This is a genomic window from Bradyrhizobium sp. WSM3983 (assembly GCF_000473045.1).
In the GTDB taxonomy this organism is placed as follows: Bacteria; Pseudomonadota; Alphaproteobacteria; order Rhizobiales; family Xanthobacteraceae; genus Bradyrhizobium.
Genome location: NZ_AXAY01000003.1, coordinates 194188 through 220939 on the forward strand (window position 1 = coordinate 194188; position 26752 = coordinate 220939).

24 protein-coding genes and 1 pseudogene are annotated in these 26752 nt (G+C 64.3%); 2 read left to right on the plus strand and 23 right to left on the minus strand.

The features are described 5' to 3' along the window. Positions 1–11: 11 nt before the first annotated feature. The 22 genes from YUA_RS0106045 to YUA_RS0106155 all read right to left on the minus strand — a co-directional run bounded on the left by YUA_RS0106045 (position 12) and on the right by YUA_RS0106155 (position 22966). Positions 12–1682, minus strand: a complete 1671-nt coding sequence (locus tag YUA_RS0106045) for a ribonuclease J (protein WP_027529873.1) — start codon at positions 1680–1682, stop codon at positions 12–14. Next, positions 1682–2488 (minus strand): biotin--[acetyl-CoA-carboxylase] ligase, encoded by an 807-nt coding sequence (locus YUA_RS0106050; protein ID WP_027529874.1) that lies wholly within the window; start codon positions 2486–2488, stop codon positions 1682–1684. The genes YUA_RS0106045 and YUA_RS0106050 overlap by 1 nt, the downstream gene beginning before the upstream one ends. Before the next feature lies 1 nt (position 2489). Next, positions 2490–3926 carry an NADH-quinone oxidoreductase subunit NuoN gene (nuoN, locus tag YUA_RS0106055; protein ID WP_027529875.1) on the minus strand — a complete coding sequence of 479 codons (1437 nt, stop codon included), beginning with the start codon at positions 3924–3926 and terminating at the stop codon, positions 2490–2492. Positions 3927–3948: 22 nt separating this feature from the next. Beyond that, positions 3949–5457, minus strand: a complete 1509-nt coding sequence (locus tag YUA_RS0106060) for an NADH-quinone oxidoreductase subunit M (protein ID WP_027529876.1) — start codon at positions 5455–5457, stop codon at positions 3949–3951. Further along, entirely contained in the window at positions 5458–7563 is a 2106-nt protein-coding gene (gene nuoL / locus YUA_RS0106065; RefSeq protein ID WP_027529877.1) for an NADH-quinone oxidoreductase subunit L, read from the minus strand. It lies immediately after the preceding gene. Positions 7564–7628: 65 nt separating this feature from the next. Continuing rightward, entirely contained in the window at positions 7629–7937 is a 309-nt protein-coding gene (gene nuoK / locus YUA_RS0106070; protein ID WP_008136131.1) for an NADH-quinone oxidoreductase subunit NuoK, read from the minus strand. Further along, positions 7934–8572, minus strand: coding sequence for an NADH-quinone oxidoreductase subunit J (locus tag YUA_RS0106075; protein ID WP_027529878.1), 639 nt, complete (start codon positions 8570–8572; stop codon positions 7934–7936). The genes nuoK and YUA_RS0106075 overlap by 4 nt, the downstream gene beginning before the upstream one ends. A 9-nt stretch (positions 8573–8581) precedes the next feature. Then, entirely contained in the window at positions 8582–9070 is a 489-nt protein-coding gene (nuoI, locus tag YUA_RS0106080; RefSeq protein WP_027529879.1) for an NADH-quinone oxidoreductase subunit NuoI, read from the minus strand. Positions 9071–9084: 14 nt separating this feature from the next. Then, positions 9085–10152, minus strand: coding sequence for an NADH-quinone oxidoreductase subunit NuoH (gene nuoH / locus YUA_RS0106085; RefSeq protein ID WP_027529880.1), 1068 nt, complete (start codon positions 10150–10152; stop codon positions 9085–9087). A 4-nt stretch (positions 10153–10156) separates the two neighbouring features. Then, positions 10157–12232, minus strand: a complete 2076-nt coding sequence (gene nuoG, locus YUA_RS0106090; RefSeq protein ID WP_027529881.1) for an NADH-quinone oxidoreductase subunit NuoG — start codon at positions 12230–12232, stop codon at positions 10157–10159. 13 nt (positions 12233–12245) lie between these two features. After that, positions 12246–12497, minus strand: coding sequence for a hypothetical protein (locus YUA_RS0106095; RefSeq protein WP_027529882.1), 252 nt, complete (start codon positions 12495–12497; stop codon positions 12246–12248). 9 nt (positions 12498–12506) lie between these two features. Next, positions 12507–13832 carry an NADH-quinone oxidoreductase subunit NuoF gene (gene nuoF / locus YUA_RS0106100; protein ID WP_027529883.1) on the minus strand — a complete coding sequence of 442 codons (1326 nt, stop codon included), beginning with the start codon at positions 13830–13832 and terminating at the stop codon, positions 12507–12509. A 15-nt stretch (positions 13833–13847) separates the two neighbouring features. Continuing rightward, the gene (locus YUA_RS47885) at positions 13848–14051 is read right to left on the minus strand and encodes a hypothetical protein (protein WP_027529884.1); all 204 of its coding nucleotides are present in this window, start codon (positions 14049–14051) and stop codon (positions 13848–13850) included. After that, entirely contained in the window at positions 14051–14662 is a 612-nt protein-coding gene (nuoE, locus tag YUA_RS0106110) for an NADH-quinone oxidoreductase subunit NuoE (RefSeq protein WP_027529885.1), read from the minus strand. Before nuoE ends, YUA_RS47885 begins: the two co-directional genes overlap by 1 nt. Before the next feature lie 10 nt (positions 14663–14672). Continuing rightward, a complete protein-coding gene (locus YUA_RS0106115) occupies positions 14673–15635 on the minus strand; it encodes an FkbM family methyltransferase (protein ID WP_027529886.1) in 963 nt (320 codons plus the stop codon). After that, positions 15635–16831, minus strand: a complete 1197-nt coding sequence (locus tag YUA_RS0106120) for an NADH-quinone oxidoreductase subunit D (protein WP_027529887.1) — start codon at positions 16829–16831, stop codon at positions 15635–15637. Before YUA_RS0106120 ends, YUA_RS0106115 begins: the two co-directional genes overlap by 1 nt. A 2-nt stretch (positions 16832–16833) precedes the next feature. Continuing rightward, on the minus strand, positions 16834–17448 hold the full coding sequence (locus tag YUA_RS0106125) for an NADH-quinone oxidoreductase subunit C (protein WP_027529888.1): 615 nt from the start codon (positions 17446–17448) through the stop codon (positions 16834–16836). Positions 17449–17459: 11 nt separating this feature from the next. Further along, positions 17460–18047 (minus strand): NADH-quinone oxidoreductase subunit B family protein, encoded by a 588-nt coding sequence (locus YUA_RS0106130; RefSeq protein ID WP_027529889.1) that lies wholly within the window; start codon positions 18045–18047, stop codon positions 17460–17462. Continuing rightward, positions 18038–18403, minus strand: coding sequence for an NADH-quinone oxidoreductase subunit A (locus YUA_RS0106135; protein ID WP_027529890.1), 366 nt, complete (start codon positions 18401–18403; stop codon positions 18038–18040). The genes YUA_RS0106130 and YUA_RS0106135 overlap by 10 nt, the downstream gene beginning before the upstream one ends. A gap of 442 nt (positions 18404–18845) precedes the next feature. Beyond that, on the minus strand, positions 18846–19982 hold the full coding sequence (locus tag YUA_RS43560; protein WP_051383105.1) for a PepSY domain-containing protein: 1137 nt from the start codon (positions 19980–19982) through the stop codon (positions 18846–18848). Between the two features lie 22 nt (positions 19983–20004). Next, the gene (locus tag YUA_RS0106150) at positions 20005–22266 is read right to left on the minus strand and encodes a TonB-dependent siderophore receptor (RefSeq protein WP_027529891.1); all 2262 of its coding nucleotides are present in this window, start codon (positions 22264–22266) and stop codon (positions 20005–20007) included. Between the two features lie 184 nt (positions 22267–22450). Then, positions 22451–22966, minus strand: a complete 516-nt coding sequence (locus YUA_RS0106155; RefSeq protein ID WP_027529892.1) for a MarR family winged helix-turn-helix transcriptional regulator — start codon at positions 22964–22966, stop codon at positions 22451–22453. Positions 22967–23151: 185 nt separating this feature from the next. Between YUA_RS0106155 and YUA_RS43565 the strand changes: the two are divergent. Together YUA_RS43565 and YUA_RS0106165 are read left to right on the plus strand one after the other, a co-directional pair. Continuing rightward, positions 23152–24341 (plus strand): annotated as a pseudogene (locus tag YUA_RS43565) (Rieske 2Fe-2S domain-containing protein). Between the two features lie 55 nt (positions 24342–24396). Beyond that, a complete protein-coding gene (locus YUA_RS0106165) occupies positions 24397–25689 on the plus strand; it encodes an MFS transporter (protein WP_027529893.1) in 1293 nt (430 codons plus the stop codon). Between the two features lie 6 nt (positions 25690–25695). Here YUA_RS0106165 and YUA_RS0106170 read toward each other — a convergent pair whose 3' ends face one another. After that, positions 25696–26604 (minus strand): alpha/beta fold hydrolase, encoded by a 909-nt coding sequence (locus YUA_RS0106170; RefSeq protein WP_245285113.1) that lies wholly within the window; start codon positions 26602–26604, stop codon positions 25696–25698. Between the last annotated feature and the right edge of the window lie 148 nt (positions 26605–26752).

The following is a 26752-nucleotide window of genomic DNA, read 5'->3' on the forward strand; positions in this document are numbered from 1 at the left end:
GGTCTTCTCCCTTAGACTGTCAGGACGTGTACCAGACAGGGGGGCTTTTTGCCCCAATGTTCGTTGATGACGGCCCGAACAGCGCGTCGCACCGATTCAGCCAGCGCATCCGCATCCCTGCGCCGCGCCTTCGGCAGCCCCTCGATCGTGGACATCACGGCATCGAAGACGATATCGTCGAAGGGCTCGCCGGCCCGGTTCTTCTCGGGGATGCCGACGAGATCGACCTCGGGCTCGTCGACAAGCTCGCCCTGCGCGGTCATGGCGACGGCGACGAAGGCGCAGCCGGAGAACGCCATGCGGCGGCGCTCGACCACCGCACGGGATTTTGAATCCTCCAGGATGGTGCCGTCCTTGTAGAGCCGGCCCGACGGCACCTCGCCGACGATGCCGGGATCGCCGGGCCCGAGCTTGACCAGATCGCCATTGCGGATGACCAGCACACGCGGCACGCCGGAGGCGCGCGCGAGCTTGGCGTGCTCGTTCAGGTGCAGGGCCTCGCCATGGACGGGGATCAGGAGCTGCGGCTTCACCCAGGAGATCATGTCGCGCAGCTCATCGCGGCGCGGATGACCGGAGACATGGACCAGATGGTCGCGGTCCGTGAGGACCTCGACGCCCTGCAGCACCAGATTATTGATGATCGAGCCGACGGCCTTCTCGTTGCCCGGGATGGTGCGCGAGGAGAAGATCACGCTGTCGCCGCGGTTGAGCGTGATCTCGGGGTGGTCGTCATTGGCGATGCGGGCCAGCGCGGCGCGGGGCTCGCCCTGGCTGCCGGTGCAGAGCGCCAGCACCTTGTCCTGCGGCAGATGGCCGTAGACCTCGGGCGAGCGGAAATTCTGCACGCCGTCGAGATAGCCGGTCTCACGCGCGACCTGCACCACGCGCTCCATGGCGCGGCCGACCACGACGACCTCGCGGTCCGCGGCTTTGGCAGCGTCGGCGACGGCCTTGATGCGCGCGACGTTGGAAGCAAAGGTCGTGACCGCGACGCGGCCCTTGGCGGCCTTCACCAGATCGATGATGGTCCGGGCGACCTCGGCCTCCGAAGGCGAGCGGCCGTCGCGCACCGCATTGGTGGAATCGCCGATCAGGGCGAGCACGCCCTCCTCGCCGAGCTCGCGCAGGCGCCTCTCGTCGGTCGGGCGACCCAAGGTCGGGGTCGGGTCGATCTTCCAGTCGCCGGTGTGCAGCACCGTGCCGGCCTCGGTGTGGATCGCGAGCGCATGCGCTTCCGGAATCGAATGAGCAACCGGGATGAACTCGACGTTGAAGGGGCCGACATCGATACGGCCGCCAGAGCGGACCACGGTGACGGGGATCTTCGGCGCATTGCGCTCGGCGGCGCATTTGGCCTCGAACAGCGCCGCGCTGAACTGCGTGGCGTAGATCGGGCATTTCAGCCTGGGCCAGAGGTCGATGATCGCGCCAAAGTGGTCCTCGTGGGCGTGGGTCAGCACCAGGCCCATCAGGTTCTTGCGCTCCTTCTCCAGGAAGCTGATGTCCGGCATGATCAGGTCGATGCCGGGCAGATGCTCCTCGTCGCCGAAGGAGACGCCGAGATCGACCGCCAGCCAGGAACGCTGCTGGCGGTTGCCGAGGCCGTAGATCGACAGGTTCATGCCGATCTCGCCGACACCGCCGAGCGGCGCAAATACCAGTTCGTCCGGCCTCGCCATCACGCAGCTCCCACCGAACGGACCGGCCCAAAGAACACCTCGCCCGCGGCGACCGGCACCCGCCTGCCCTCCGCGGTGCGGACGATCAGGCAGCCGGTGTCGTCGATCGTGTCAAAAATGCCTTCCAGCACCATCGTTCCCGTGTTGATCGCGACCGGCTCGCCAAGGCGGGCGGCGCTCTCCAGCCAGAGTTTACGGATCTCGGCGAAGCCGCGGCCATCGTCCCAGACGCCGCGGAATTCGACCCAGGCATCCGACAAGGCCGAGAACAGCTCTTCCGCGCTGATCTGGACCCCGAGGGCCGCAAGCGACACCGCCGGCGTCGGCGTGCCCTCCGGGGCTGCCACGATGTTGGTGCCGATGCCGACGACGATAGCCAGGCGGTCGCCGACTGCTTCGGCCTCGAGGCCAATGCCGACCAGCTTCTTGCCGTTGGCGAGCACGTCGTTCGGCCATTTCAAAGTGTATCGCGGCCTGTCGGGGCCGAGCCGCAGCGCGGCCTCGAGGCTGACTTTCTCCAGCGCGGCCTCCTCCGCCAGCCCTGCGGCAAAGCCGATCGTGGCGGCCACTGAAGGTGCGACGTCCAGGATTTCGAGGACGCTGGCTGCGAGATTGCCCTTGGGTGCGATCCAGGGGCGCTGACGGCGGCCGCGGCCGGCGGTCTGCTCGGAGGTCACGAACCAGATCGGACCGCGCTCGCCGGCGCGTGCGCTTTCGATCGCATCAGCGTTGGTCGAGCCGGTCCGCTCCAGGGCTGCGAGCTTGTAGCCCGCCGCGATTGCACGAGGACCGAGCGCGAACCCCATCCTAGAACAGCGACTTGGCGGCGGCGGAGGCGACGCTCACCACCGGACCCGCGAACAGCGCGAACAGGATGTTGAACAGGCCCGCGACCGCCAGCACCGTCTTGACCTCGACGCGGACAGGGTCGACCTGGCCGGCCGGCTCGTCGAAATACATCGTCTTGACGATGGTGAGATAGTAGTAGGCGCCCACGACGCTGGAGAGCACGCCGATCACGGCGAGCGTGAACAAATTCGCCTTGATGGCGGCGACGAAGACGTACCATTTGGCGAAGAAGCCGGCGAGCGGCGGAATGCCGGCGAGCGAGAACAGCAGCATCGCGAACATGAAGGCGAGCAGCGGATTGGTGCGCGAGAGACCGGCGAAGTCGCTGATCTGCTCGACCGCCTGGCCGTTCCGCTTCATGGCGAGGATGATCGAGAACGAGCCGAGCGTCATCGCGACATAGATCACGATGTACATCAGCACGCCCTGCGCGCCTTCGACCGTGCCGGAGGCGAGGCCGACCAGCGCGAAGCCCATATGGCCGATCGAGGAATAGGCCATCAGGCGCTTGATGTTGCTCTGGCCGATCGCGGCGAACGAGCCCAGCACCATCGAGGCGATCGCCACGAACACCAGGATCTGCTGCCACTGGGAGACGATGCCGGGGAACGCGGTCAGCGTGACACGGGTGAAGACGGCGAGCGCTGCGACCTTCGGCGCGGAAGCGAAGAAGGCGGTGACCGGCGTCGGCGCGCCCTCATACACGTCCGGCGTCCACATGTGGAACGGCACGGCCGAGACCTTGAAGCAGAGGCCGGCGAGCAGGAAGACGAGGCCGAACACCAGCCCGATATTCGAGACCGTCGCCGTAGCCGCGATACCGGCGAAACTGACCGTGCCGGTGAAGCCGTAGATCAGCGAGGCGCCGTACAGCAGCATGCCCGAGGACAGTGCGCCGAGCACAAAGTACTTCAGGCCGGCCTCGGTCGACTTGGCGTTGTCGCGGTTCGAGGCCGCCACGACGTAGAGCGCGAGCGACATCAGCTCGAGGCCGAGATAGAGCGAGATCAGGTCGCCGGCCGAGATCAGCACCATCATGCCGAGCGTCGAGAGCAGCACCAGGATCGCGTATTCGAAGATGCGGCGCGACGGGTCGGCCAGGAACTCGGTCGACAGCACCAGCGTCACCGCCGAGCCGATCAACGCCAGGATCTTCATGAAGCGGGCAAAATCATCGACGATGAAGCTGCCGCCGAACGTCACCTGCTTGCCTGCGGGCAGCATGTATTCGAGCACGCCGACCACGATCAGCAGAAGCACGGCCAGCGTGGTGACCGTGCTGGTGGTCCCCTGCCCGCGATAGGCGCCGAGCATCAGAAGCGCCATGGCGCCGATCGCGAGCACGAGCTCGGGCAGCACCGGCGCCAGTTGATAACCTGCAGTCGTAAAGCTCATGGCGATATCCTGACCTGCCCGATCAATGGAGCAGTGCGGCGGCCTTCACGGCCGTCACAGCGGTGTTGTAATTGTTGACGAGTTGCTGGACCGAGGCGGCCGACATGTCGAGCACCGGCTTCGGATAGACGCCGAACAGGATCGTCAGCGCGATCAGCGGGAACAGCGTCACGCACTCGCGCAAAGTGAGATCCTTCATGCTCGCCAGCGACGGCTTGACCAGCGCCCCGAACACGACCTTGCGGTAGAGCCACAGCGCATAGCATGCCGACAGGATCACGCCTGATGTGGCGAAGAACGCGGTCGGGATCGAGACCTTGAAGGTGCCGAGCAGCGTCATGAACTCGCCGACGAAGCCGGAGGTGCCGGGCAGACCGACATTGGCCATGGTGAAGACCATGAAGGTCAGTGCGTAGAGCGGCATCCGGTTGACGAGGCCGCCATAGGCCGCGATCTCGCGGGTATGCAGGCGGTCGTAGACAATGCCGACGCAGAGGAACAGCGCGCCGGAGACGATGCCGTGCGAGATCATCTGGAACACGCCGCCGGCGACGCCCTGCATGGTGCCGGCGAAGATGCCCATGGTGACGAAGCCCATATGCGCCACTGACGAGTACGCAATCAGCTTCTTCATGTCCTCCTGCATCAGCGCCACCAGCGAGGTGTAGATGATGGCAATCGCGGACATGGTGAAGATCAGCGGCGCAAAATCATGCGAGGCCAGCGGGAACATCGGCAGCGAGAAGCGCAGGAAGCCGTAGCCACCCATCTTCAAGAGGATCGCGGCGAGAACCACGGAGCCCGCGGTCGGCGCCTCGACGTGCGCGTCGGGGAGCCAGGTGTGCACCGGCCACATCGGCATCTTCACCGCAAACGAGGCGAAGAAGGCCAGCCACGCCCAGGTCTGCAACGACCGCGGCACGGCGGTGTGCATCAGGGTCGGGATGTCGGTGGTGCCGCCATTCCAGTACAGCGCCATGATGGCGAGCAGCATCAAGACCGAGCCGAGCAGCGTGTAGAGGAAGAACTTGAACGACGCGTAGACCCGGCGCGGACCGCCCCAGACGCCGATGATCAGGAACATCGGGATCAGGCCGCCCTCGAAGAACAGGTAGAACAGCACAAGATCGAGCGCCGAGAAGGTGCCGATCATCAGTGTTTCCAGGATCAGGAACGCCATCATGTATTCGCGCACGCGGTTGGTGATCGCCTTCCAGCTCGCGATGATGCAGAATGGCATGATCGCGGTGGTCAGGATCACCAGCGGCAGCGAGATGCCGTCCACACCCATGTGGTAGGTGATGCCGGTGGCAAGCCAGTTCGCCTTCTCGACGAACTGGAAGTCGGCATTCGACGGGTCGAAGCGCATCACCAGGAGCACCGACACCGCGAAGGTGATCAGCGTGGTCCAGAGCGCGATCCAGCGCGAATTGCGCTTGGCCGCCTCGTCATCGCCGCGGCTGAGATAGACGATCAGCGCGCCCACCAGCGGCAGGAACGTCGTGACCGAAAGGATGGGCCAGGTTGTCATTTACTGGCCTCCAAAGCCGAACATGAACCAGGTGATCAGGCCGGCGGCACCGATGAGCATGGCGAATGCGTAGTGATAGAGATAGCCGGTCTGGATCTTCACGACGTTGCGGGTGATGTCCAGAACGCGGGCGGAGATGCCGTCGGGGCCGAAGCCGTCGATGATGAAGCCGTCGCCCTTCTTCCAGAGCTGGTAGCCGATCCACTTCGCCGGACGGACAAAGATGACGTCGTAGAGCTCGTCGAAATACCATTTGTTGAGCAGGAACTGGTACAGCCCCGGCTGGGTGTTCGCGAGCTCGACCGGCAGGTACGGCTTGCGGATGTAGAAGGTGTAGGACACCAGGAAGCCACCGACCATCATCACGAAGGGCAGCCAGCCCAGCAGATGCGGCATGTGCTCCATATCCTCGAGGATATGCGGGTTCATCTTCACGGATTCGCGGAAGAACTCTTCCACGCCGTGAGGTCCGGTGAACAGCTCCTTGAACGGGAAACCGGCCAGGACAGAGCCAACGGCCAGCACGCCGATCGGGATCAGCATCCAGATCGGGCTCTCGTGCGCGGCCTCGTAGTGCTCCTGGTCGTGCGGCTCGCCGAAGAAGGTCTTGAACACCAGACGCCAGGAATAGAACGAGGTCAGGCCGGCGGCCACGATCGTCAGCAGATAGGCGTAGGTCGAGAACGGATTATGCGAGGCATAGGCGGCCTCGATGATCGCGTCCTTGGAGAAGTAGCCGGCGAACAGCGGGAAGCCGGTCAGCGCCAGCGTGCCGACGGTCATCACCGCGAACGTGTATGGGATCTTCTTCCAGAGGCCACCCATGTTGCGGATGTCCTGCTCGTGATGCATCGCGTAGATCACCGAGCCGGAGCCCAAGAACAGCAGCGCCTTGAAGAAGGCATGCGTGAACAGATGGAACATGCCGACCGAATAGGCCCCTGCCCCCATCGCCACGAACATGTAGCCGAGCTGCGAACAGGTCGAGTAGGCGACGATGCGCTTGATGTCGTTCTGGACGAGGCCGATGGTCGCCGCGAAGAACGCGGTGGTGGCGCCAAAGAACATCACGACGGCCTGCGCGTTCGGGGCGAGCTCGAACAGCGGCGACAGGCGCGCCACCATGAACACGCCCGCGGTCACCATGGTCGCGGCGTGGATCAGCGCCGACACAGGCGTCGGGCCTTCCATCGCGTCCGGTAACCAGGTGTGCAGCAGGAACTGCGCCGACTTGCCCATCGCGCCCATGAACAGCAAGAGGCAGGTCAGCGTCAGCGCGTCGGCGTGCCAGCCGAGGAAGTCGATGGTCTTGCCGGTCAGACCGGGGGCGGCGTGGAAGATGGTCTCGAAGTCGGTCGAGCCGGCGAGCGCGAAGATCGCGAAGATGCCAAGCGCGAAGCCGAAATCGCCGACGCGGTTGACCACGAAGGCCTTGATCGCCGCCGCGTTCGCTGACGGCTTCTGGTACCAGAAGCCGATCAGGAGATAACTGGCCAGACCCACGCCTTCCCAGCCGAAGAACAGCTGCACGAGGTTATCCGCCGTCACCAGCATCAGCATGGCGAAGGTGAACAGCGAGAGATAGCCGAAGAAGCGCGGCCGGTACGGGTCCTCGTCCATGTAGCCAATGGAATAGAGGTGCACGAGCGACGACACGGTGGTGACCACCACCAGCATCACCGCGGTGAGCGTGTCGACCCGCAGGCTCCAGTAAACCTGGAGGTCGCCGGACTGGATCCACGGCAGCAGCGGAATCCGCATGTCGTGATGCATGAAGCCGACATCCACCAGCGTCATCCAGGACAGCGCCGCCGACACAAACAAGAGCGCCGTCGTGATCAGCTCCGCCCCGCGCGAGCCCTGCGCCGGCGGCTCGGAGACGTGATGGTCGTCGTGGCCGTCGCCAGGCTCGTGGTGGCTCTCGTGGATGACGGATGCATCCTCGTTGATCGAGTCGGCCGTATGGGCGTGCGCACCGTGACCGTGATCATCGCCGTGATGCTCAACCGCGTCGCCCGAGGGGTTGCGGGTGTGCGCGCCGAAAATGGCGATCAGGCCCGCTAGAATCGCGCCCAGCAGAGGCAGAAAGACAATTGCCTGAACCATGACTTATTTCTCTTTGCGCATGATCTGACCGGAAAACCGGTATCCACTTTTCCTGATCATGCGCGTTAACCCTTCATCAGATTGACGTCCTCAACCGCGATCGAGCCGCGGTTGCGGAAATAGACCACCAGGATGGCGAGACCGATCGCGGCTTCGGCGGCCGCAACGGTCAAGACCAGCAGGGCGAAGACCTGGCCGACGATGTCGCCGAGGAAGGTCGAGAACGCCACCAAATTGACGTTGACCGAGAGCAGGATCAGCTCGATCGACATCAGGATGACGATGATGTTCTTGCGGTTCAGGAAGATGCCGAGGATCCCGAGCGTGAACAGGATCGCGCCGACCGCCAGATAGTGTCCGAGCCCGATCGTCATTTCACCCACTCCGCCGCGTCGCTGTCCTGCAGCCCCTGCCCCGGCGCCACCTTGCGCATCGCCATCGCCATCTCGGGCGTGCGCGCGTTCTGCACGTTGATGTCCTGACGCTTGATGTTCGCCTTGTGGCGCAGCGTCAGCACGATGGCGCCGATCATCGCGACCAGCAGCACCATGCCCGAGAGCTGGAAGTAGTGGATGTACTTCGTATAGAGCACGAGCCCGAGCGCCTCGGTGTTCGAGACGTTGGTCGGGATCGCCGCTGTGATGGTCTTGGCGACACCGGGATTGATGACCCAGAAGCCGACGGTAAGCAGCAGCTCGAACAGGAAGATGCCGCCGATCACCAGGCCGACCGGCAGATACTCGATGAAGCCCTCGCGCAGCTCGAGGAAGTCGACGTCGAGCATCATGATCACGAACAGGAACAGCACCGCGACGGCGCCGACATAGACGACGATCAGGATCATCGCCAGGAACTCGGCGCCCATCAGCACGAACAGGCCGGAGGCGTTGACGAAGGCCAGGATCAGGAACAGCACGGAGTGCACGGGATTGCGCGAGACAATCACCATCACCGCCGAGGCGACGCAGACGCCGGCGAAGAGATAGAAGAACAGCGCAGGAAGGATCATGCTCTCATCTCACCGGTACGGCGCGTCGAGCTCGATCGCCTTCGCGATCTCGCGTTCCCAGCGGTCGCCATTGGCGAGCAGCTTGGCCTTGTCATAGAACAGTTCCTCGCGGGTCTCGGTCGCGAACTCGAAGTTCGGACCTTCGACGATGGCGTCGACCGGACAGGCCTCCTGGCAGAGGCCGCAATAGATGCACTTCACCATGTCGATGTCGTAGCGCACGGTACGGCGGGTGCCGTCGTTACGGCGCGGGCCGGCCTCGATGGTGATCGCCTGCGCCGGGCAGATGGCTTCGCACAGCTTGCAGGCGATGCAGCGCTCTTCGCCGTTCGGATAGCGGCGCAGCGCATGCTCACCGCGGAAGCGCGGCGAGATCGGGCCCTTCTCGAACGGATAGTTCAGCGTCGGCTTCGGTTGGAAGAAATAGCGCATGGCGAGGAAGAACGCCGAGACGAATTCCGACAGCAGAAGCGAGCGTGCAGTGGCGTTGATGTTGATACCCATGACGGCCCTCACTTCGGCGCGATGCCGGCGAACTGCAGCACGCCGGCCACCACGACCACCATCGCCAGCGACAGCGGCAGGAACACCTTCCAGCCGAGGCGCATCAGTTGGTCGTAGCGGTAGCGCGGCACGATCGCCTTTGCCATCGCGAACAGGAAGAACATGAAGAACACTTTGAGCGAGAACCAGATGATCCCCGGCACCCAGTTGAAGGGCGGCAGATCGACCGGCGGCAGCCAGCCTCCAAGGAACAGGATGGCCGCCATCGCGCACATCGTAACGATCGCAACGTATTCGCCGAGCATGAACAGCAGATACGGCGTTGAGCCGTATTCGACCATGAAGCCGGCGACCAGCTCGGATTCCGCTTCGACGAGGTCGAAGGGCGGACGGTTGGTTTCCGCTAGCGCCGAAACGTAGAACACCACGAACATCGGGAACAGCGGCCACACGTACCAGTTCAGGATGGTGAGCTGCGGCAGCCCGATCAGGCTGGCGAGGCCACGGACGTGCTGGGCCTCGACCACGGCCGAAAGGTTCAGCGTGCCGGCACAGAGCAGCACCGTGATGATGACGAAGCCGATCGAGACCTCGTAGGACACCATCTGCGCTGCCGAGCGGAGCGCGGCCAGGAACGGATATTTCGAGTTCGACGACCAGCCGGCCATGATGATGCCGTAGATCGACAGCGACGAGATCGCGAAGATGAAGAGGACGCCGACATTGATGTCGGAAATCACCCAGCCGAGATTGGTCGGGATCACCGCCCAGGCCGCGAGCGCGAGCACGCACGAGACGAGGGGAGCAAGGAGAAACACGCCCTTGTTGGCGCCGGCCGGAATGATCGGCTCCTTCAGCACGAACTTCAGCAGGTCGGCGAAGGACTGGAACAGGCCCCAGGGCCCGACCACGTTCGGGCCGCGGCGGATCTGCACCGCCGCCCAGATCTTGCGGTCGGCAAGCAGGATGTAAGCGATCGCGACCAGCAGGACGACGAGCACCAGCACGCTCTCCGCGATCATGATGATCAGCGGCCAGAGGAAACCCGTCCAGAATGCGCTTGCGAAAAATTCCATCGGCTCACTCCGCTGCGGTCAGCATCTGCCCGGAGGCAAGCCGCGAGCATTCCGCCATCACGGCGGACGCACGCGCGATTGGGTTGGTCAAATAGAAGTCCTCGACGAGCGCCTTGAACGGCGCCTTCTCAGGCGAGCCGCCCTTCCCCGCCAGCTTCTTGATCTGGTCGGCGCTACCGGCCTCGATCTGGTCGAGACGGATCAGGTTCGGCACGGCCTTGAAGAGCGCCTGGCGCAGCGCCGACAACGAATCGTAGCTGAGCTTCTTGCCGAGCGCTTCCGAGAGCGCGCGGATGATCGCCCAGTCCTCGCGGGCTTCGCCGGGCGGGAACGCGGCGCGACCGGTCATCTGCACGCGGCCTTCGGTGTTGACGTAGATCGCCGACTTCTCGGTATACGCAGCCGCCGGCAGGATCACGTCGGCGCGATGCGCGCCGCGGTCGCCATGGGTGCCGATATAGACCACGAAGGTGCCGTCCGGTGCCTTGATCTCGTCGGCGCCGAGCAGGAACAAGAGGTCGAGCGTGCCGAAGGTCGTCATCTGCGCGGCGTTCAGCCCGCCCTGACCGGCGACGAAGCCGATGTCGAGCGCACCGACGCGCGAAGCGGTCTCGTGCAGCACGCCAAAGCCGTTCCAGCCGTCCTTCACCGCACCGACGTCGAGCGCGAGCTTGGCGGCGGCGGCGAGAATGGCAGCGCCGTCGTGACGCGAGGTTGCGCCCGCGCCGACCAGGATGATCGGGTTCTTGGCGTTCTTCAGCACGTCCATGAAGGAGTGCCTGCCGGCCGCGAGCTCGCCCAGCGTCTCGGTGCCTGCGCCGAGATGGTCGTAATCGTAGGTCAGATCGGCCTTGGCGCCGATCACGCCGACCTTGAAGCCGCCGGCGCGCCAGCGCTTGCGGATGCGAGCGTTGAACACCGCCGCTTCCTTGCGCGGATTGGCGCCGACGATGAGCAGCGCATCTGCCTGCTCCACGCCCGCGAGCGTCGGGTTGAAGATGTAGGAGCCGCGGCCGAGCGCGGGATCGAAGGCGTCGCCGCCCTGCACCGCCAGATTGGCCGAGCCGAACTTGGCGAGCAGATCCTTGATCGCGAACATATCCTCGACGCCGGCGAGGTCGCCCGCGATCGCGCCGATGCGCTTGCCGTCGGTGCGCGCCGCTTTCGCGGCGATCGCGGCGAAGGCTTCCTGCCAGCTCGCTGCGCGCAGCTTGCCGGCTTCACGGATATAGGGTCGGTCGAGACGCTGGGTGCGCAGGCCGTCGACGACGTGGCGGGTCTTGTCGGAGATCCACTCCTCGTTCACGGCCTCGTTGATGCGCGGCAGCACGCGCATCACCTCACGGCCGCGGGTGTCGACGCGGATCGCAGATCCCAGGCCGTCCATCACGTCGATCGACTGGGTCTTGCCGAGCTCCCACGGACGCGCCGCGAAGGCATAGGGCTTCGAGGTCAGCGCGCCGACCGGGCAGATGTCGACGAGATTGCCTTGCAGTTCCGACGTCAGCGCGTGCTCGAGATAGGTCGTGATCTCCATGTCCTCGCCGCGCCCCGTCGCGCCCATCTCGGGAGCGCCTGCGACTTCCGCCGAGAAGCGGACGCAGCGCGTGCACTGGATGCAGCGGTTCATCGAGGTCTTGACCAGCGCGCCGAGGTATTTGTCCTCGACCGCGCGCTTGTTCTCGGCGAAGCGGCTGGTGTCGACACCATAGCCCATCGCCTGGTCCTGCAGGTCGCACTCGCCGCCCTGGTCGCAGATCGGGCAATCCAGCGGATGGTTGATCAGAAGGAATTCCATCACGCCTTCGCGTGCCTTCTTCACCATCGGCGAACGCGTTGAGATTTCCGGCGGCTCGCCCTTCGGGCCCGGACGGCAGTCGCGCACGCCCCAGGCACAGCTTGCGACCGGCTTCGGGCCGCCCTTCACCTCAACGAGGCACATCCGGCAATTGCCGGCGATCGACAGCCGCTCGTGATAGCAGAAGCGCGGAATCTCGGCGCCGGCCGCCTCGCACGCCTGCAGCAGCGTGTACTCGGCGGGGACATCGATCTCTTTGCCGTCGATGATGAGCTTGGTCATACGTCAGTCTCTCTCAGTGCGGCAGTTCGACGAGATCGAGGCGGCGCTCGATGCGATCCAGGCGCGCTTCAACACGGTCAATTCGCCGATTGATTCCGGCAACCGCGATGTCAACCTGGGCAAGCCGCAGATCAACGTGTCCAATTCTCTCCTCGACGTTCGTGACGCGAGTCTTGATGTCGCTGACGTCCGCAGCCATGCGATCGAATTTCTCGTCGAGACGACGAAGATACACGAGCACGATGTTATCCGGTTGATCTGTCATCGTCCTCTCCTACTCCGCCGCGACCATGTTCACGGGATCGCGGACACCGGCATCGTCGATGTCGGCCTTGTGCGAATACTGGTCGATGCGCGCTTCGATCTCATGACGGAAATGCGCGATCAGGCCCTGGATCGGCCAGGCGGCTGCATCGCCGAGCGCGCAGATGGTGTGGCCTTCGACCTGTTTTGTCACCTCGAGCAGCATGTCGATCTCGCGCTTGTGGGCGCGGCCGTCGGCCATGCGGGTGAGCACGCGCCACATCCACCCCGTGCCCTCGCGGCACGGCGTGCACTGGCCGCAGCTCTCATGCTTGTAGAAATAGGAGATGCGGGCGATGGCGCGGATCAAATCGGTCGACTTGTCCATCACGATCACGGCCGCGGTGCCGAGGCCCGAGCGCAGCTTGCTCAGACTGTCGAAATCCATCGGCGTGTCGATGATCTGCTCGGCCGGCACCATGCGCACCGACGAGCCGCCGGGGATCACGGCCTTGAGGTTGTCCCAGCCGCCGCGGATGCCGCCGCAATGCTTCTCGATCAGCTCACGGAACGGAATGCCCATGGCCTCTTCGACGTTGCAGGGCCGCTCGACATGGCCGGAGATGCAAAAGAGCTTGGTGCCGACATTGTTCGGACGGCCGATGCCGGCGAACCAGGCCGCACCACGGCGCAGGATGTCCGGCGCAACCGCGATCGACTCGACGTTGTTCACGGTGGTCGGGCAGCCGAACAGGCCGACATTGGCCGGAAACGGCGGCTTCAAGCGCGGCTGGCCCTTCTTGCCCTCGAGGCTTTCGAGCAGCGCGGTTTCCTCGCCGCAGATGTAAGCGCCGGCGCCGTGCGCGACGTAGATGTCGAACGGCCAGCCGTTGACGTTGTCCTTGCCGACCAGCTTGGCCTCATAGGCCTGGTCGATCGCGGCCTGGAGATGCTCGCGCTCGCGGATGAACTCGCCACGGACGTAGATGTAGCAGGCATGCGCGTTCATCGCGCAGCTCGCGATCAGGCAGCCCTCGATCAGCAGATGCGGATCGTGCCGCATGATCTCGCGATCCTTGCAGGTGCCGGGCTCGGATTCGTCGGCGTTGACGACGAGATAGCTCGGCCGGCCGTCGGTCGATTCCTTCGGCATGAAGGACCATTTCAGACCGGTCGGGAAGCCGGCTCCGCCACGGCCGCGCAGGCCGGACGCCTTCATCTCGTTGATGATCCAGTCGCGGCCCTTGTCGATGATAGTCTTCGTACCATCCCAGGCGCCGCGACGCCGCGCGCCCTCGAGCCCCCAATCGTGGAGGCCGTAGAGGTTCTTGAAGATGCGATCCTTGTCCTCGAGCATATCAGTGCTTTCCGATCAACGGTTGGCTTGCTTGTAGGCAAGCCCGGCGGCGCAGACGGCGAAGGTCAGCGCCCAGAGCAGACTGGTTTCCTGCGTCGCGTTCATCACGAAGCGCTGCAGCAGGAACATGAAGGCGGCCGCGAGCGCGGCATGCATGGCGACGAAGCCCCATCTCTTCACGGCTTCGCTCCCCCGGTTCGCCTGAGACGGAAGACCCATCAGGAGGTCTCCTTCAGTGTAGTCGGCCCGCCCGCCGGCGCGGAGAACTGGCGGCCGTTCTGCGGACCGGGCTTCGGCGGATTGCCCGAGGCGAAGCCGTCGAGCACCTTGCCGAAGGTTTCCTTGGTCAGGTCCTCATAAGTGTCCTTGCCGATCAGCACCATCGGCGCGTTCACGCAGGCGCCGAGGCACTCCACCTCTTCCCAGCTGAAATTGCCGTCCTTGGAGAGATGGAAGGGATCGTGATGGATCCGGCTTTCGCAGACATGGATGAGGTCTTCGGCGCCGCGAAGGCGGCACGGCGTGGTGCCGCAAACCTGGACGTGGGCCTTCTTGCCGACCGGAGCGAGCTGGAACATCGTGTAGAAAGTCGCGACTTCGAGCACGCGGATATAGGGCATGTCGAGCAGGTCGGCGACGGCGCGGATCGCGGCTTCCGAGACCCAGCCCTCGTGCTGTTCCTGGACACGCCAGAGGATGGCGATGACGGCGGAAGCCTGGCGTCCGGCCGGATATTTCGCGATCTGCTGCTTGGCGAAGGCAAGGTTCTCGTCCGTGAACGCAAAGCTCGCGGGCTGGACTTCCTTCGGTGCTAATCGGCGGACGGACATGTCTTATCTCTCACTGCATGCGGCGCGCGGTTTTCGCATTCAGGGCATTGATCCTGTCCTGCCAGAATGCGCTTGCGGTACCGAAAACGTTGTAGCCGACGTGGGTCGAGACCTTGATGCGGTCGAGGATCGACAGCTCGGTCACGGTCTCCAGCCGGTTGGTGCTCGGATCGAGCACGAGCAGCTTCAGCGGGGTCTGTTCGAGGATGTAGCGCGACACAGCGTGGCTGCGGTCGCTACCGTGCTCCTCGCACATGATGACGCTGTCGGCCTGGAGCAGCCGGGCGCCGCCCTTGATCGCCTCGATCTCGACGCCTTCGACGTCGAGCTTGATCAGGTATTTGCCGCTACCTGCGATCTTGCCGTCGTCGATCAGATTATCGAGCGCGAGAACAGGCACGTCCTCACCGCCCGCGGATGCGTCGCCGGCGATGCTGAAGGCCTCGTGCTTGGTGCCTGACAGCCGCGCGGTGCCACGCGCGGCGCCGATCGCGCATTTCATGGTCTCGAAGCGGTTGCCGTTGATGCGCGCATTGTTGGCGAGCTTCGGATAGTTCTGGCCCGACGGCTCGATCGCGATCGCCTTGTGCGAGCCGAACGGCTTGCTCGACACCAGCACCGACCAGTAGCCGTAATTGGCGCCGCAATCGAGCAGCGTGTAATCGACGTCGATGCTATCGGCGAACAACAGCTCCAGCTCGTCTTCGTAGCAATAGGAACGGTTGAGCAGCTTGCTCCAGTAGCCGTCGCCATAAGGGAATTCGAACACGGCATCCGGGTTGAGCTTGATCGCGATGTTGCGCTCCGGCAGCGTTCTCCGCAGCAAATTCGCGCAGGCGATGTAGCCCATATGCGAGAAGTGCGACGAGATCTTCGATCCCGTCACCAGCGCCAAGGCAGCCGTCCGCTCCCACAGGTTGGCCCCTTCAAGGGCCCCCGAGGCACGGTCAAACTGGATTGGCGCCTGCGCCATCACCGATCGACCTCTCCGAACACGATGTCGAGCGAACCGAGAATGGCCGAGACGTCGGCGAGCAGATGGCCGCGGCAGATGTGGTCCATCGCCTGCAGATGGGCAAAGCCCGGCGCGCGGATCTTGCACTTGTAGGGCTTGTTGGTGCCGTCGGAGATCAGGTAGACGCCGAACTCGCCCTTGGGCGCCTCGACCGCGGCGTAGACTTCGCCGGCCGGTACGCGGACGCCCTCGGTGTAGAGCTTGAAGTGGTGGATCAGCGCTTCCATCGAGCGCTTCATCTCGCCACGGCGCGGCGGCGCGACCTTGTTGTCCTCGACGACGACGGGGCCCTTCCCGTCGGCTGCATTCAGCTTCTGAATGCACTGCTTCATGATGCGTATGGACTGGCGCATCTCTTCCATGCGGATCAGATAGCGGTCGTAGCAGTCGCCGTTCTTGCCGATCGGAATGTCGAAATCCATCTCGGCGTAGCACTCATAGGGCTGCGCCTTGCGCAGATCCCAGGCCGCGCCCGAGCCGCGCACCATCACGCCCGAGAAACCCCATTCCCAGGCTTCCTTCAGCGGCACCACGCCGATGTCGACGTTGCGCTGCTTGAAGATGCGGTTGGCGGTGAGCAGCCGGTCGAGGTCGTCGACCACTTTGAGGAACGGATCGCACCAGGCGTCGATATCGTCGACCAGTTTCTGCGGCAGGTCCTGATGCACACCGCCGACGCGGAAGAAGGCCGCGTGCATACGGCTGCCCGAGGCGCGCTCGTAGAACACCATCAGCTTCTCGCGCTCTTCGAACCCCCACAGCGGCGGGGTCAGCGCGCCGACGTCCATCGCCTGCGTGGTGACATTGAGAAGATGAGAGAGAATGCGACCGATCTCGCAATAGAGAATGCGGATCAGCTGGCCGCGCCGCGGCACTTCGATGCCGAGCAACTTCTCTGCGGCGAGGCAGAAGGCGTGCTCCTGGTTCATCGGCGCGACGTAGTCGAGCCGGTCGAAATAAGGGATCGCCTGCAGATAGGTCTTCTGCTCGATCAGCTTCTCGGTGCCGCGGTGAAGCAGGCCGATATGCGGGTCGACGCGGGCGACGACTTCGCCGTCAAGCTCCAGCACCAGACGCAGCACACCGTGCGCGGCCGGATGCTGCGGCCCGAAGTTGATGGTGAAATTGCGAAGGTTTTCGGGTTGCTCGTTCATGATCAGGCCTTCGGTCCCGCTTTTTCATCGCCCGGAAGCACCGGATAGTCCGCCCCTTCCCACGGCGACAAAAAGTCGAACTTGCGGAATTCCTGGTTGAGGCGGACCGGCTCGTACACCACCCGCTTCTCCTGGTCGTCGTAGCGGACCTCGAGGAAGCCGGTGAGCGGAAAATCCTTGCGCAGCGGATGGCCCTCAAAACCGTAATCGGTGAGGAGCCGGCGCATGTCGGGGTGGCCGACGAAGAACACGCCGTAGAGGTCGTAGGCCTCGCGCTCGAACCAGTCGGCGCCGGGAAAGACTTCGATCAGCGACGGCACCTGCGTGGTCTCGTCGGCCTGGGCCTTGAGCCGGATCCGCGCGTTCAGGGTCGGTGACAGGAAGTGATAGATCACGTCAAAGCGCTTTTCGCGCGACGGATAGTCCGCGGCCGTAATGTCGGTGAAGTTGACGAAGCGGCAGTTCGGATCGTCGCGGAGGTACTTGACCACCTCAACGATCTTGCTGGCCTCGACATCAACCGTGAGTTGGTTGAAGGCCACCGAATGACCGATAGCCGCGCCCGGCAGCGCGCTCACGATCGTCTGCCCCAGGGCGTCGAGCTTGGCGTCGTCCATGACGTAAAACCTTAGCGTTCGATGGTGCCGGTGCGGCGGATCTTCTTCTGCAGCAGCAGCACGCCGTAGAGCAGCGCTTCCGCCGTGGGCGGGCAGCCCGGCACGTAGATGTCGATCGGCACGATGCGGTCGCAGCCGCGCACGACCGAGTAGGAATAGTGGTAATAGCCGCCGCCATTGGCACAGGAGCCCATCGAGATGACGTAGCGCGGCTCGGGCATCTGGTCGTAGACCTTGCGCAGCGCCGGCGCCATCTTGTTCGTCAGCGTGCCCGCGACGATCATCACGTCGGACTGGCGCGGCGAGGCACGCGGCGCGAAGCCGAAGCGCTCGACGTCGTAGCGCGGCATCGACACCTGCATCATCTCGACCGCGCAGCAGGCGAGACCGAAGGTCATCCACATCAGGGAGCCGGTACGGGCCCAGGTGATGAGGTCGTCCGTCGCGGCCACGAAGAAGCCCTTGTCGGACAGCTCGGAGTTGACCTCGAGGAAGAACGGATCGTTGGCCCCGACCGGCCGGCCGGTTGACGGGTCCAGGATGCCCTTGGGGGCCGGCGCTACGACCGGACCAGCTGTTGGTGCAGGGTTCAATCCCATTCGAGTGCGCCTTTCTTCCATTCATAGGCGAAGCCCACCGTCAGCACGGCGAGGAACACCAGCATGGACCAGAAGCCGGTCGCGCCAAGCTTGCCGAACGCGACAGCCCAGGGAAACAGGAACGCCACCTCGAGATCGAAGATGATGAAGAGGATGGCGACCAGATAGAAGCGGACGTCGAACTTCATGCGGGCGTCGTCGAAGGCGTTGAAACCGCACTCATACGCCGACAGCTTTTCCGGGTCCGGCTGCTGGAACGCGACGATGAAGGGCGCGATTAGCAACACCAGGCCGATGAGGGCCGCTACCCCTATGAAGACGACGAGTGGAAGATAGTTCTGTAGAATGCCGCTCATTGACGAGCCCTTTTTCCCGCAGCCTCGGGACAGCCACGGATTCGTCCGATTTGGAATTATTCTGAGCCTTAGCGCAGTGCACCAATGGGCGCAAGACACGCTCTTTTTAGGCCCTTTGCTGCTCCCAGACCGGTGGAAATCCCGGAATCACCCCGCGCTGGTATGGGACAGATCAGCCGCTCCAGCAAGGGCGGCACCGATCAGTCCACGCGCGCTCGACCGTGAGGTCCGCTTTTGGGGAAGCTCACTCTATTTAGGCGGCGGCGCAAGAAAGTCCAGATTACAACGAGGAGAGGCGCCCCGACCGTCACCCAGGCGACATATTGGCCGACCCCGCCCCACAGCAACGCCGCCAGCAGGCCGATGATGGTCGCGGCCGCGAGCAGGACCGGTGCAGCAAAGACACGTATCCACAGGCGGACGCGGTCAGAGGAGCCATGCATCACGACGGGACCGGGGCTCGTCTGGCGAATGCGTCGGCTTTGCCAGGCGCCCGCTTCCGCCTCCGCGCCAGCCAGAGATAGAGGCCACTGCCGATCACAACGATGGTGAGCCCGTCGAGCGCGGCCCAGATCACCTTCAGTGGCATGCCGCCATAATCGCCGAAATGCAGCGGCTGCGAGATCAGGAGCGCCTGGAGATAGAGCGGCAGCGCCCGGCTGTCAGCAACCTCCCCGGTTTCGCCGTCGAGCAGGACCGGCTGCAACAGCCGCGCCGTCAGCGCCGTGTCGCCGCGCATAAAAGCGGCGAAATGGTGCGAGGACGTGAACGGGGTGCCCGGGAACGCGATGAAGGCGACCTCCATGCCGGGCGCCGTCTGCCTGGCGCGCGCGACGACATCGTCGAGCGAGGCGAGATGCGCCGGCGGCGGTTTGCCGGCATAGGGCGCGACCATGCTGGCGAGCTCGGTCGCCTTCCACTGGTTGAGCATCAGCTCGGCCCAGGTGTTGACGACGCCGGTCAACCCGACCACCAGCGCCCAGGCCACGGTCACAACCCCGATCAGATTGTGCCAGTCGAGCCAGCGGACGCGGCGCGCCGCGCTGTCACGGATGGTTGCGAAGCGCAGGCGACGGGTGAACGGCCAGTACAGCACCACGCCGGAGACGATGGCGACCGCGAATAAGAGCCCCATGGCGCCCAGGAACAGCTTTCCGGCCTGGCCCGCGAACATGTCGGTGTGCAGCTTGAGCACGATCAGCATCGGCCCGACGCCGACCGGCCCGAGCAGCTTGGCCGAAACGGCATCGAAGGCGCGCACGGTCGCGTTGTCGGGCGCGCCGTCAGGGGCGCTGTTGGTGAAGGCCATCACGATCCCGGGCTCGTCCTTGTCCCAGGACACATATTGCAGGACCCGGCCGGGATCGGCGGCGAGCGCGGCGTCGGCGACGACTTGGGGCGTCGCACGCGCCGCGCTCGCATGAGCTTCGGGCTGGGGGGCGTAGCCGAGGCACTCATCGATCTCGTGATGGAAGATCAGCGGCAGGCCGGTCAGGCACAGTAAAAGCAGGAACAGCGTCGAGATCAGGCTGGTCCAGGTGTGGACCACCGACCAGAGCCTGACCGTGCGCGCCCTCACAATATCCTCCCCTTACCTCTCCTCACCATTTGTACGAGACGCTGGCGGTGACGCGACGGCGGTCGCCGTAGAAGCAGGACGAGGCCGAGGCGCAGCTTGCGACGTAGATCTTGTCGGTCAGATTGATCACGTTGATGGCCGTGCGCCAGTTCTGCCATTCGTAGTGGACCGCGAGATCGCCGAGCACCACCGCGGGAACCTCGAGCGTGTTGGCGGTGTCGGCCCAGGACGCGCCGACATAACGCACGCCGCCGCCGAAACCAAATCCCTCGAGCGGGCCGTCCTTGAAGGTGTAGTCCGCCCAGCCCGAGATCAGCATCTCGGGCGTGTTGGTCGGTGTCTTGCCGATCAGGGACTGATCGAGGTCCTTGCTGGTGAAGAGATGATAGGACGTGAAGGCGCCGATCAGCTTCAGCTCCTTGGTGGCATTGGCCACCGCTTCGAGCTCGATGCCGCGCGAGGTCACCTCACCGGTCTGGTTCTGCAACAGGACGTTCGACGGATCGGTGGTCGCCACATTCTGCCGCTTCAGGTCGAACACCGAAGCCGTGAAATAGCCGTCAAATCCGATCGGCGCGACCTTCACTCCGATTTCGGCCTGCTTGGCAGTCTCCGGCAGGAACAGCTGGTTCTGCGCGTTGAGGCCGATGATCGGATTGTAGCTCGTCGAATAGGAGACATAGGGCGCGATGCCGTTGTCGAAATTGTAGATCAGCCCGGCGCGCCCGCTGAACCTGCTGTCGTCGCGTTGGGCGATATTTGCGCCGGTGTCACGCGCGGCCTGTGTCGTCTCGACCCAGTCGTTGCGGCCGCTCAGCACCAGCGTGAAGTTGCCGAGCTTCATCTGGTCCTGAACGTAGGTGCCGGCCTGCTTCTGCGTGAGCAGGAAGTTGCGGAACGGCGCGCCCGTGAGCGGAATGTCCAGACCATAGGAAGGATTGAAGACGTTGATCGACGGCACCGTGCCGAAGTTGAACGCCTGGTAGTCGTCGATCTGATACCCCTTCAGATCGACCCCGAACAGCATCGTGTGCTTCACCGGACCCGTCTTGAAGCGGTACTCCAGCTGGTTGTCGAGATCAGCCTGGTTGGCGGTGTTCTTCGCATACCAATTGTAACGGCCCATCGTCGCCGTATTGATATTGTCCCAGCCGCTGCCGATGAAGCCGCGATAGGTCAGGTCGATATGCGCGAACCGCGCGTTCTGGCGGAACGTGAGGTCGTCGGTGAGATTGCGCTCGAACTGGTAGCCGAGCATTTCCTGCTCGCGCGTGAACTTGTCGACGTTGGGATCGCCGACGAAGAAGCTGGTCGGGATCTTGCCGAACGGCGCGTTGGTCACCGTGCCCTGATAGGGCAGGAAGTTGATGCCGCGGGTGTCCTGCTTCGAGGCCGAAGCCAGCACGGTGAAGGTCGTGTCGGCATCCGGCTTCCAGGTGAAGGACGGCGCGATGAAGTAATTGTTGTCGGGCGTGAAGTTGACCTGCGTGTTGCCGTTCTGGACCTGGCCGACGACGCGATAGAACAGCTTGCCGTCCTGTTTGCCATCCTGGGGCTGCATCGCGACGGGACCGCCGACATCGAAGCCGACATAGGCGTTGCCGAAATTGTTGACGCCAGTCTCGATGTAGCGGACCGGCTCGGTCGGCGGCATCCTGCTGATGACGTTGACGATGCCGCTCGGGCTCGATCCGCCATAGAGCACGGCCGACGGACCGCGCAGCACCTCGACCCGCTCCATGTTGGAGGGCTGCAGCTTCCAGCTCGCATAGGAGGTGTAGAACAGCTGCATGCCGTCGAGGAACAGGCCGACATCGTCGGACTTGAAGCCGCGGATCAGCCACCAGTCGTTGCGGGTATCGGCGCCAAAGGTGCCGGCGCGCACGCCTGCGGTGTAGCGCAGGACCTCGTCGAGCTTGTTCGGCTTCTGGTCGCGGATCTGCTCGGCACCGATCACCGACACCGCCTGCGGCGTCTCCATGATCGGCGTGTTGGTCTTGGTGCCGGACGAACTGCGCCTGGCGACGTAGCCCTGCACCGGGCCACGCGCGTTCTCGACCACGCCGACATTACGTTGCGGCTGCGGCTTCCGGCTGTTGGCCGCCTGGACCTGGCTCTGCGTACGACGCGGTGCAGGTGCGGCTGCGCGGCGGCGTTGCTCCGGCGCTGCGACCGTCACCGGCGGCAGGCTCTGCGCGCCATTTTGTGCTGACGATTGTGCGAGCGATGCCTGCGGCATCAAAACCCAAGCGGACGCGGTCGCCAACACGGCCGACCGCAGCATTCCAAGACTGTTCAACGCGCGACCCCAATGTGCATCCGATGCGTCATGCCTCCGGTCCCGGGACAGCATGCGATTGGGTGACGCTTAGGGGAGCGCGCGCGATATCCCTAATTGAAAGGCTCTTAGAAGGACTCTTAGAGAGCCTCTTAGAAGCGCTCCAATATGTCCGGAGATTTCCGGGCGATCAGCGCGAAACCTTCTCGGCTTCGAGCATCGCTTCCGCCGTCGCGGTGAGACGATCGATCTGCGCGAGCAACGTCTCCAACTCGTCCTTGCTCAATTGCTCGAGCAGCATCCGGTTGCGCTCCTGGGCGCCTTCGACAATCGCATCATGCGCGGCCAGACCCGCCGCGGTCAGCGAGATCAGCACCTCGCGGCTATCCTTCGGATTCGCCGATTTCGCGATCAGCTTGCGCGACAACAAATTTGCCAGGGCGCGGCTGATCTGTCCCTTGTCCTGGCCGACCGCCTCGGCGAGCCGCGCCACGCTCATAGGCGGCCGGCGGCCGAGCGAGGCGACCAGACCGAACTCGACCGAGGACAATCCCGTGAGACGCTTGTAGCGCAGGATGGCTCCGCGCTTGAGCAAATTGGCAAGCACCATCACCCGTGATGACAGCATCACGGTGATCGGCGCCGGTGAGTGATTGTCGTCCATATCGGACGATTCGTGCCCGTCCCCGCGCGATGTCTGGCTCATGGTCCACCTCTGCCAAGAAAGCCAAGATGTGCCAAGTCTTGGTAGCGCAACCTCCCCAACCTGTTCCGAATGCGAGTAAGAGGCACTTCACAAGATCGTTGACATTGTCATCGAATTATTTTTCACTTGGGTCAATCGCACCAAAACGAACCGGCCAACCAAGGCCAGCGGCGGGAGGAACAAGAATGACGATGACTCAACAGGATCGCGATCTCGGCACGGCCTATGCGATGAAGCCCGCGCATACGCGGACCGAGTTCACCTCGGTCGTGCGCGGCACGCCGCTGGGCGAATTGCTCCGCCGCTACTGGCATCCGGTCGGGCTGATCAGCGACGCCACCGACACGCCGAAAAAGGTACGTGCGCTTGGCGAGGACCTCATCCTGTTCCGCGACAAGCACGGTCGCGTCGGCCTGCTCCATGCCCGCTGCTGCCACCGCGGCACCACGCTCTATTATGGCAAGGTCGAGGAGGACGGCATCCGCTGCTGCTATCACGGCTGGAAGTTCGACACCGAGGGCCATTGCCTGGAGCAGCCCTGCGAGCCCGACGGCGGCCAGTTCAAGGACAAGGTGCGCCAGCCCTGGTATCCGGTCGAGGAGCGCTACGGGCTGATCTTCGCCTATATGGGCCCGGCGGAAAAACGCCCGGTGCTGCCGCGCTACGAGTGCCTCGAAATCATGGACGACGGCGAGTTCGTCGAGGCCGACGATTCCTCGATCGGCGGCGGCGGGCCGGCGGTCATCCCCTGCAACTGGCTGCAGCATTTCGAGAATGTGGTCGATCCCTACCACGTGCCGGTGCTGCACGGCTCGTTCTCAGGGCCGCAATTCACCAACATGATGGCCTCGATGCCGGAAGTGAAGTTCGACAAGACGCCGCGCGGCATCGCCGTCCGCTCGATCCGCAAGCAGGACGACGGCCGTGTGTTTTACCGCGTCACCGAGGCTGCCCCCCCACCTTGCGCGTCGTGCCGAACCCGCGCGTAGCGCAGTTCGCCCGGGTCGAGTCGATCGGCTGGACGCTGCCGATCGACGACGTTTCTTTCCGCATCTACGTCGCCGGCCGCGTCAAGAATTCCGGCGACATCGGCCGCATGCGCTCGAAATTCAACGGCAAGTTCTGGTGGGACATGACGGAAGAAGAGCACCAGCAATTCCCCGGCGACTACGAGGCCCAGGTCGGCCAAGGTCCCCAGACCGTCCACTCCGAGGAGCATTTCGGCCAGAGCGACCGCGGCATCCTGATGATCCGGCGCATGCTGGGCGACCAGCTCGAGGCGATGGAAGCAGGCCGCAACCCCGTCGGCGTCTCGTTCGACACGAGCGCGGCTCCGGTCGAGTTCGAAGCGGGGAACTACATCCGCGAGGGCTGAGCAGCCCTACCAAGGCTGGACCAACGACAACAACAAAGACAAATTGGGGGGCGCGATGGTCGATCTGACGTCACAAATGTCGGTGCAAACGGCAGCCGCGGCAAAGCCCACGGCGCGGCGATATTACGTGCTGGGCTTGCTCACCATCATCTACGCGCTGAACTTCCTCGACCGCACGATCTTCAACGTCCTGATCGAGCCGATCAAGAAGGAGTTCCAGCTCAGCGATACCATGATGGGCCTGCTCGCGGGCTTCGGCTTCGCGCTGTTCTATTCCCTGCTCGGCATTCCCATCGCGCGCGTCGCCGACCGGCTCAACCGCCGCAACATCGTGGCGCTCGCCTTCGCGTTCTGGAGCGCGATGACTGCGCTGTGCGGCATGGCCTCGAGCGTCACTGCGCTGGCCTTCGCCAGAATCGGCGTCGGCATCGGCGAATCCGCGGGCTCGCCGGCCTCGCAGTCGATCGTCGCAGATCTCTTTGCAAAGAACGAGCGCCCACACGCGCTCGGCATCTACGCCATCGGCACCTATCTCGGCGTCTTCCTCGGCTATTTCGTCGGCGGCTATGTCAACCAGCACTATGGCTGGCGCATGGCCTTCTATGTCGCGGGCGTGCCGGGCATGCTGCTTGCGCTGATCCTGTGGCTGACGATCTCGGAGCCGAAGCGTGGCGCGATGCAGGAGAATTTCGTGCCCGAACCGCTCGGGCCGACGCTGAGTTTCCTCGCCTCGCAGCGAAGCTTCGTCATCGTGCTGATCGGCTTCTGCCTCACCACCTACACGAACTACGCGACTGCGGCCTGGATTCCGCCGTTCCTGGCGCGCGTGCACCATCTGTCGAGCGCCGAGATCGGCACCTATGCCGGCACCCTCAAGGGGCTCGCCGGCATGGCGGGCACCCTGCTCGGCGGCTTCGTCGTGGCGAAAATCAGCCTCCGCGACGACCGCTGGAAGCTGTGGGCGCCGGCGATCACCTCCGGCCTCGCCGGCCCCGTCTTTGCGCTGTGCATGCTGACGCAGGACTTTGCGATGATGGTCGCGATGCTGGCGCTGACCTCGTTCCTGGTCGGCTTCCATCTCGGGCCGATCTTTGCGATCGCGCAGACGGTGGCGAAGCCGAGCATGCGCGCGCTCGCCTCCGCGCTGATCGCGCTCACCGCAACCTGCTTCGGCCAGGGCGTCGGCCCGCTCGCCGTCGGCGTGGTCAACGACGCCCTGAAGGGCAGCTACGGCGCCGACGCCGTGCGCTATTCCCTGCTCTCGGCAGCGGTCACGACCACGCTCGGCGCCCTGCTGTTCATCTGGGCGGCGCGCACCATCCGCACCGACATCCAGCGGGCGAGCTGAGCCCGCTCAGGCGTTCATGAAGGCGAGCATGTCGGCAATCAACCGCTCGCTGTGCGTCAGCGGCAGCGGATGCGGCGCGCCTTCGTAGACGATCAGCTTGCTGCCCTTGATCAGCTTTGCGGTCTTGGCGCCCGTCAGTGGCAGCGGCGCGCTGGCATCCTTGTCGCCATGGAGGATCAGCGTCGGCCGATCGATCCTGGCGGCAGCCGCGCGCAGATCGGCGAACGCAGTCGCTTCGCGGCACGCCAGCGCCACCGGCAGCGGCACGCTCAGCATCATCTCGCGGATCCAGGTCCGCGTGATCTCGGGCGTGTCAGGAGTGAAGAACGGCGCTTCGTTCGCCGCAATCCACTTTGCGAAGTCGCGCGCCATAGCCGCGTTGTCAGCCTCGATCATCGCCTTCGGAACTGCATCCGGATTGTCCTCGGTCTTGACCAGGAACGGCGTCGTTGGCGCGACCAGCACCAGCCTTGCGATCCGGTCCGATCCGTAACGCCTCAGATAATTCACCGCCTCAGCCGTTCCCATCGAGAATCCCACCAGCGTGACGTCACGCAGGTCGCGCGCCTCAATGACGGCGGCAACGTCATCGGTCAGCGTCTCCAAATCATAGCCCGAAGACGGCATCTCGGACCGGCCATGCCCGCGCCTGTCAGGCGCCACGCAGCGGAAGCCTTTTGCGTCGAGGGCTGCAATCTGGCTGCCCCAGGTGCTGGCGTTGAAGGTCCAGGCCGTCAGCAGCAGCACCGGTGACCCGCTGCCCCAATCCTGCACGAACAGCTTTGTGCCGTCCCTCGCGGTCACATAGGGCGATCGCACAGTCTGCTGGGCTGCGGCCACTGGCGCACTCCCACCCGATGCCGCCGCAAGGGCGGTGCCAAGCAATGTGGCTTCGAGGACGGTTCGACGGTTCATGGTGCTTCTCCCTTGCCGGATCGTTCGCGGCGGATGAGAACGATCATGAAGAACGGATTTGGCCTCCGCGATTACGCGGCAGGTAAGACCGTTGAAGACGCCGATCTGGCCGTCAGCACCGGCCCTTCAGCCGCTCCTCGGCGAAGCC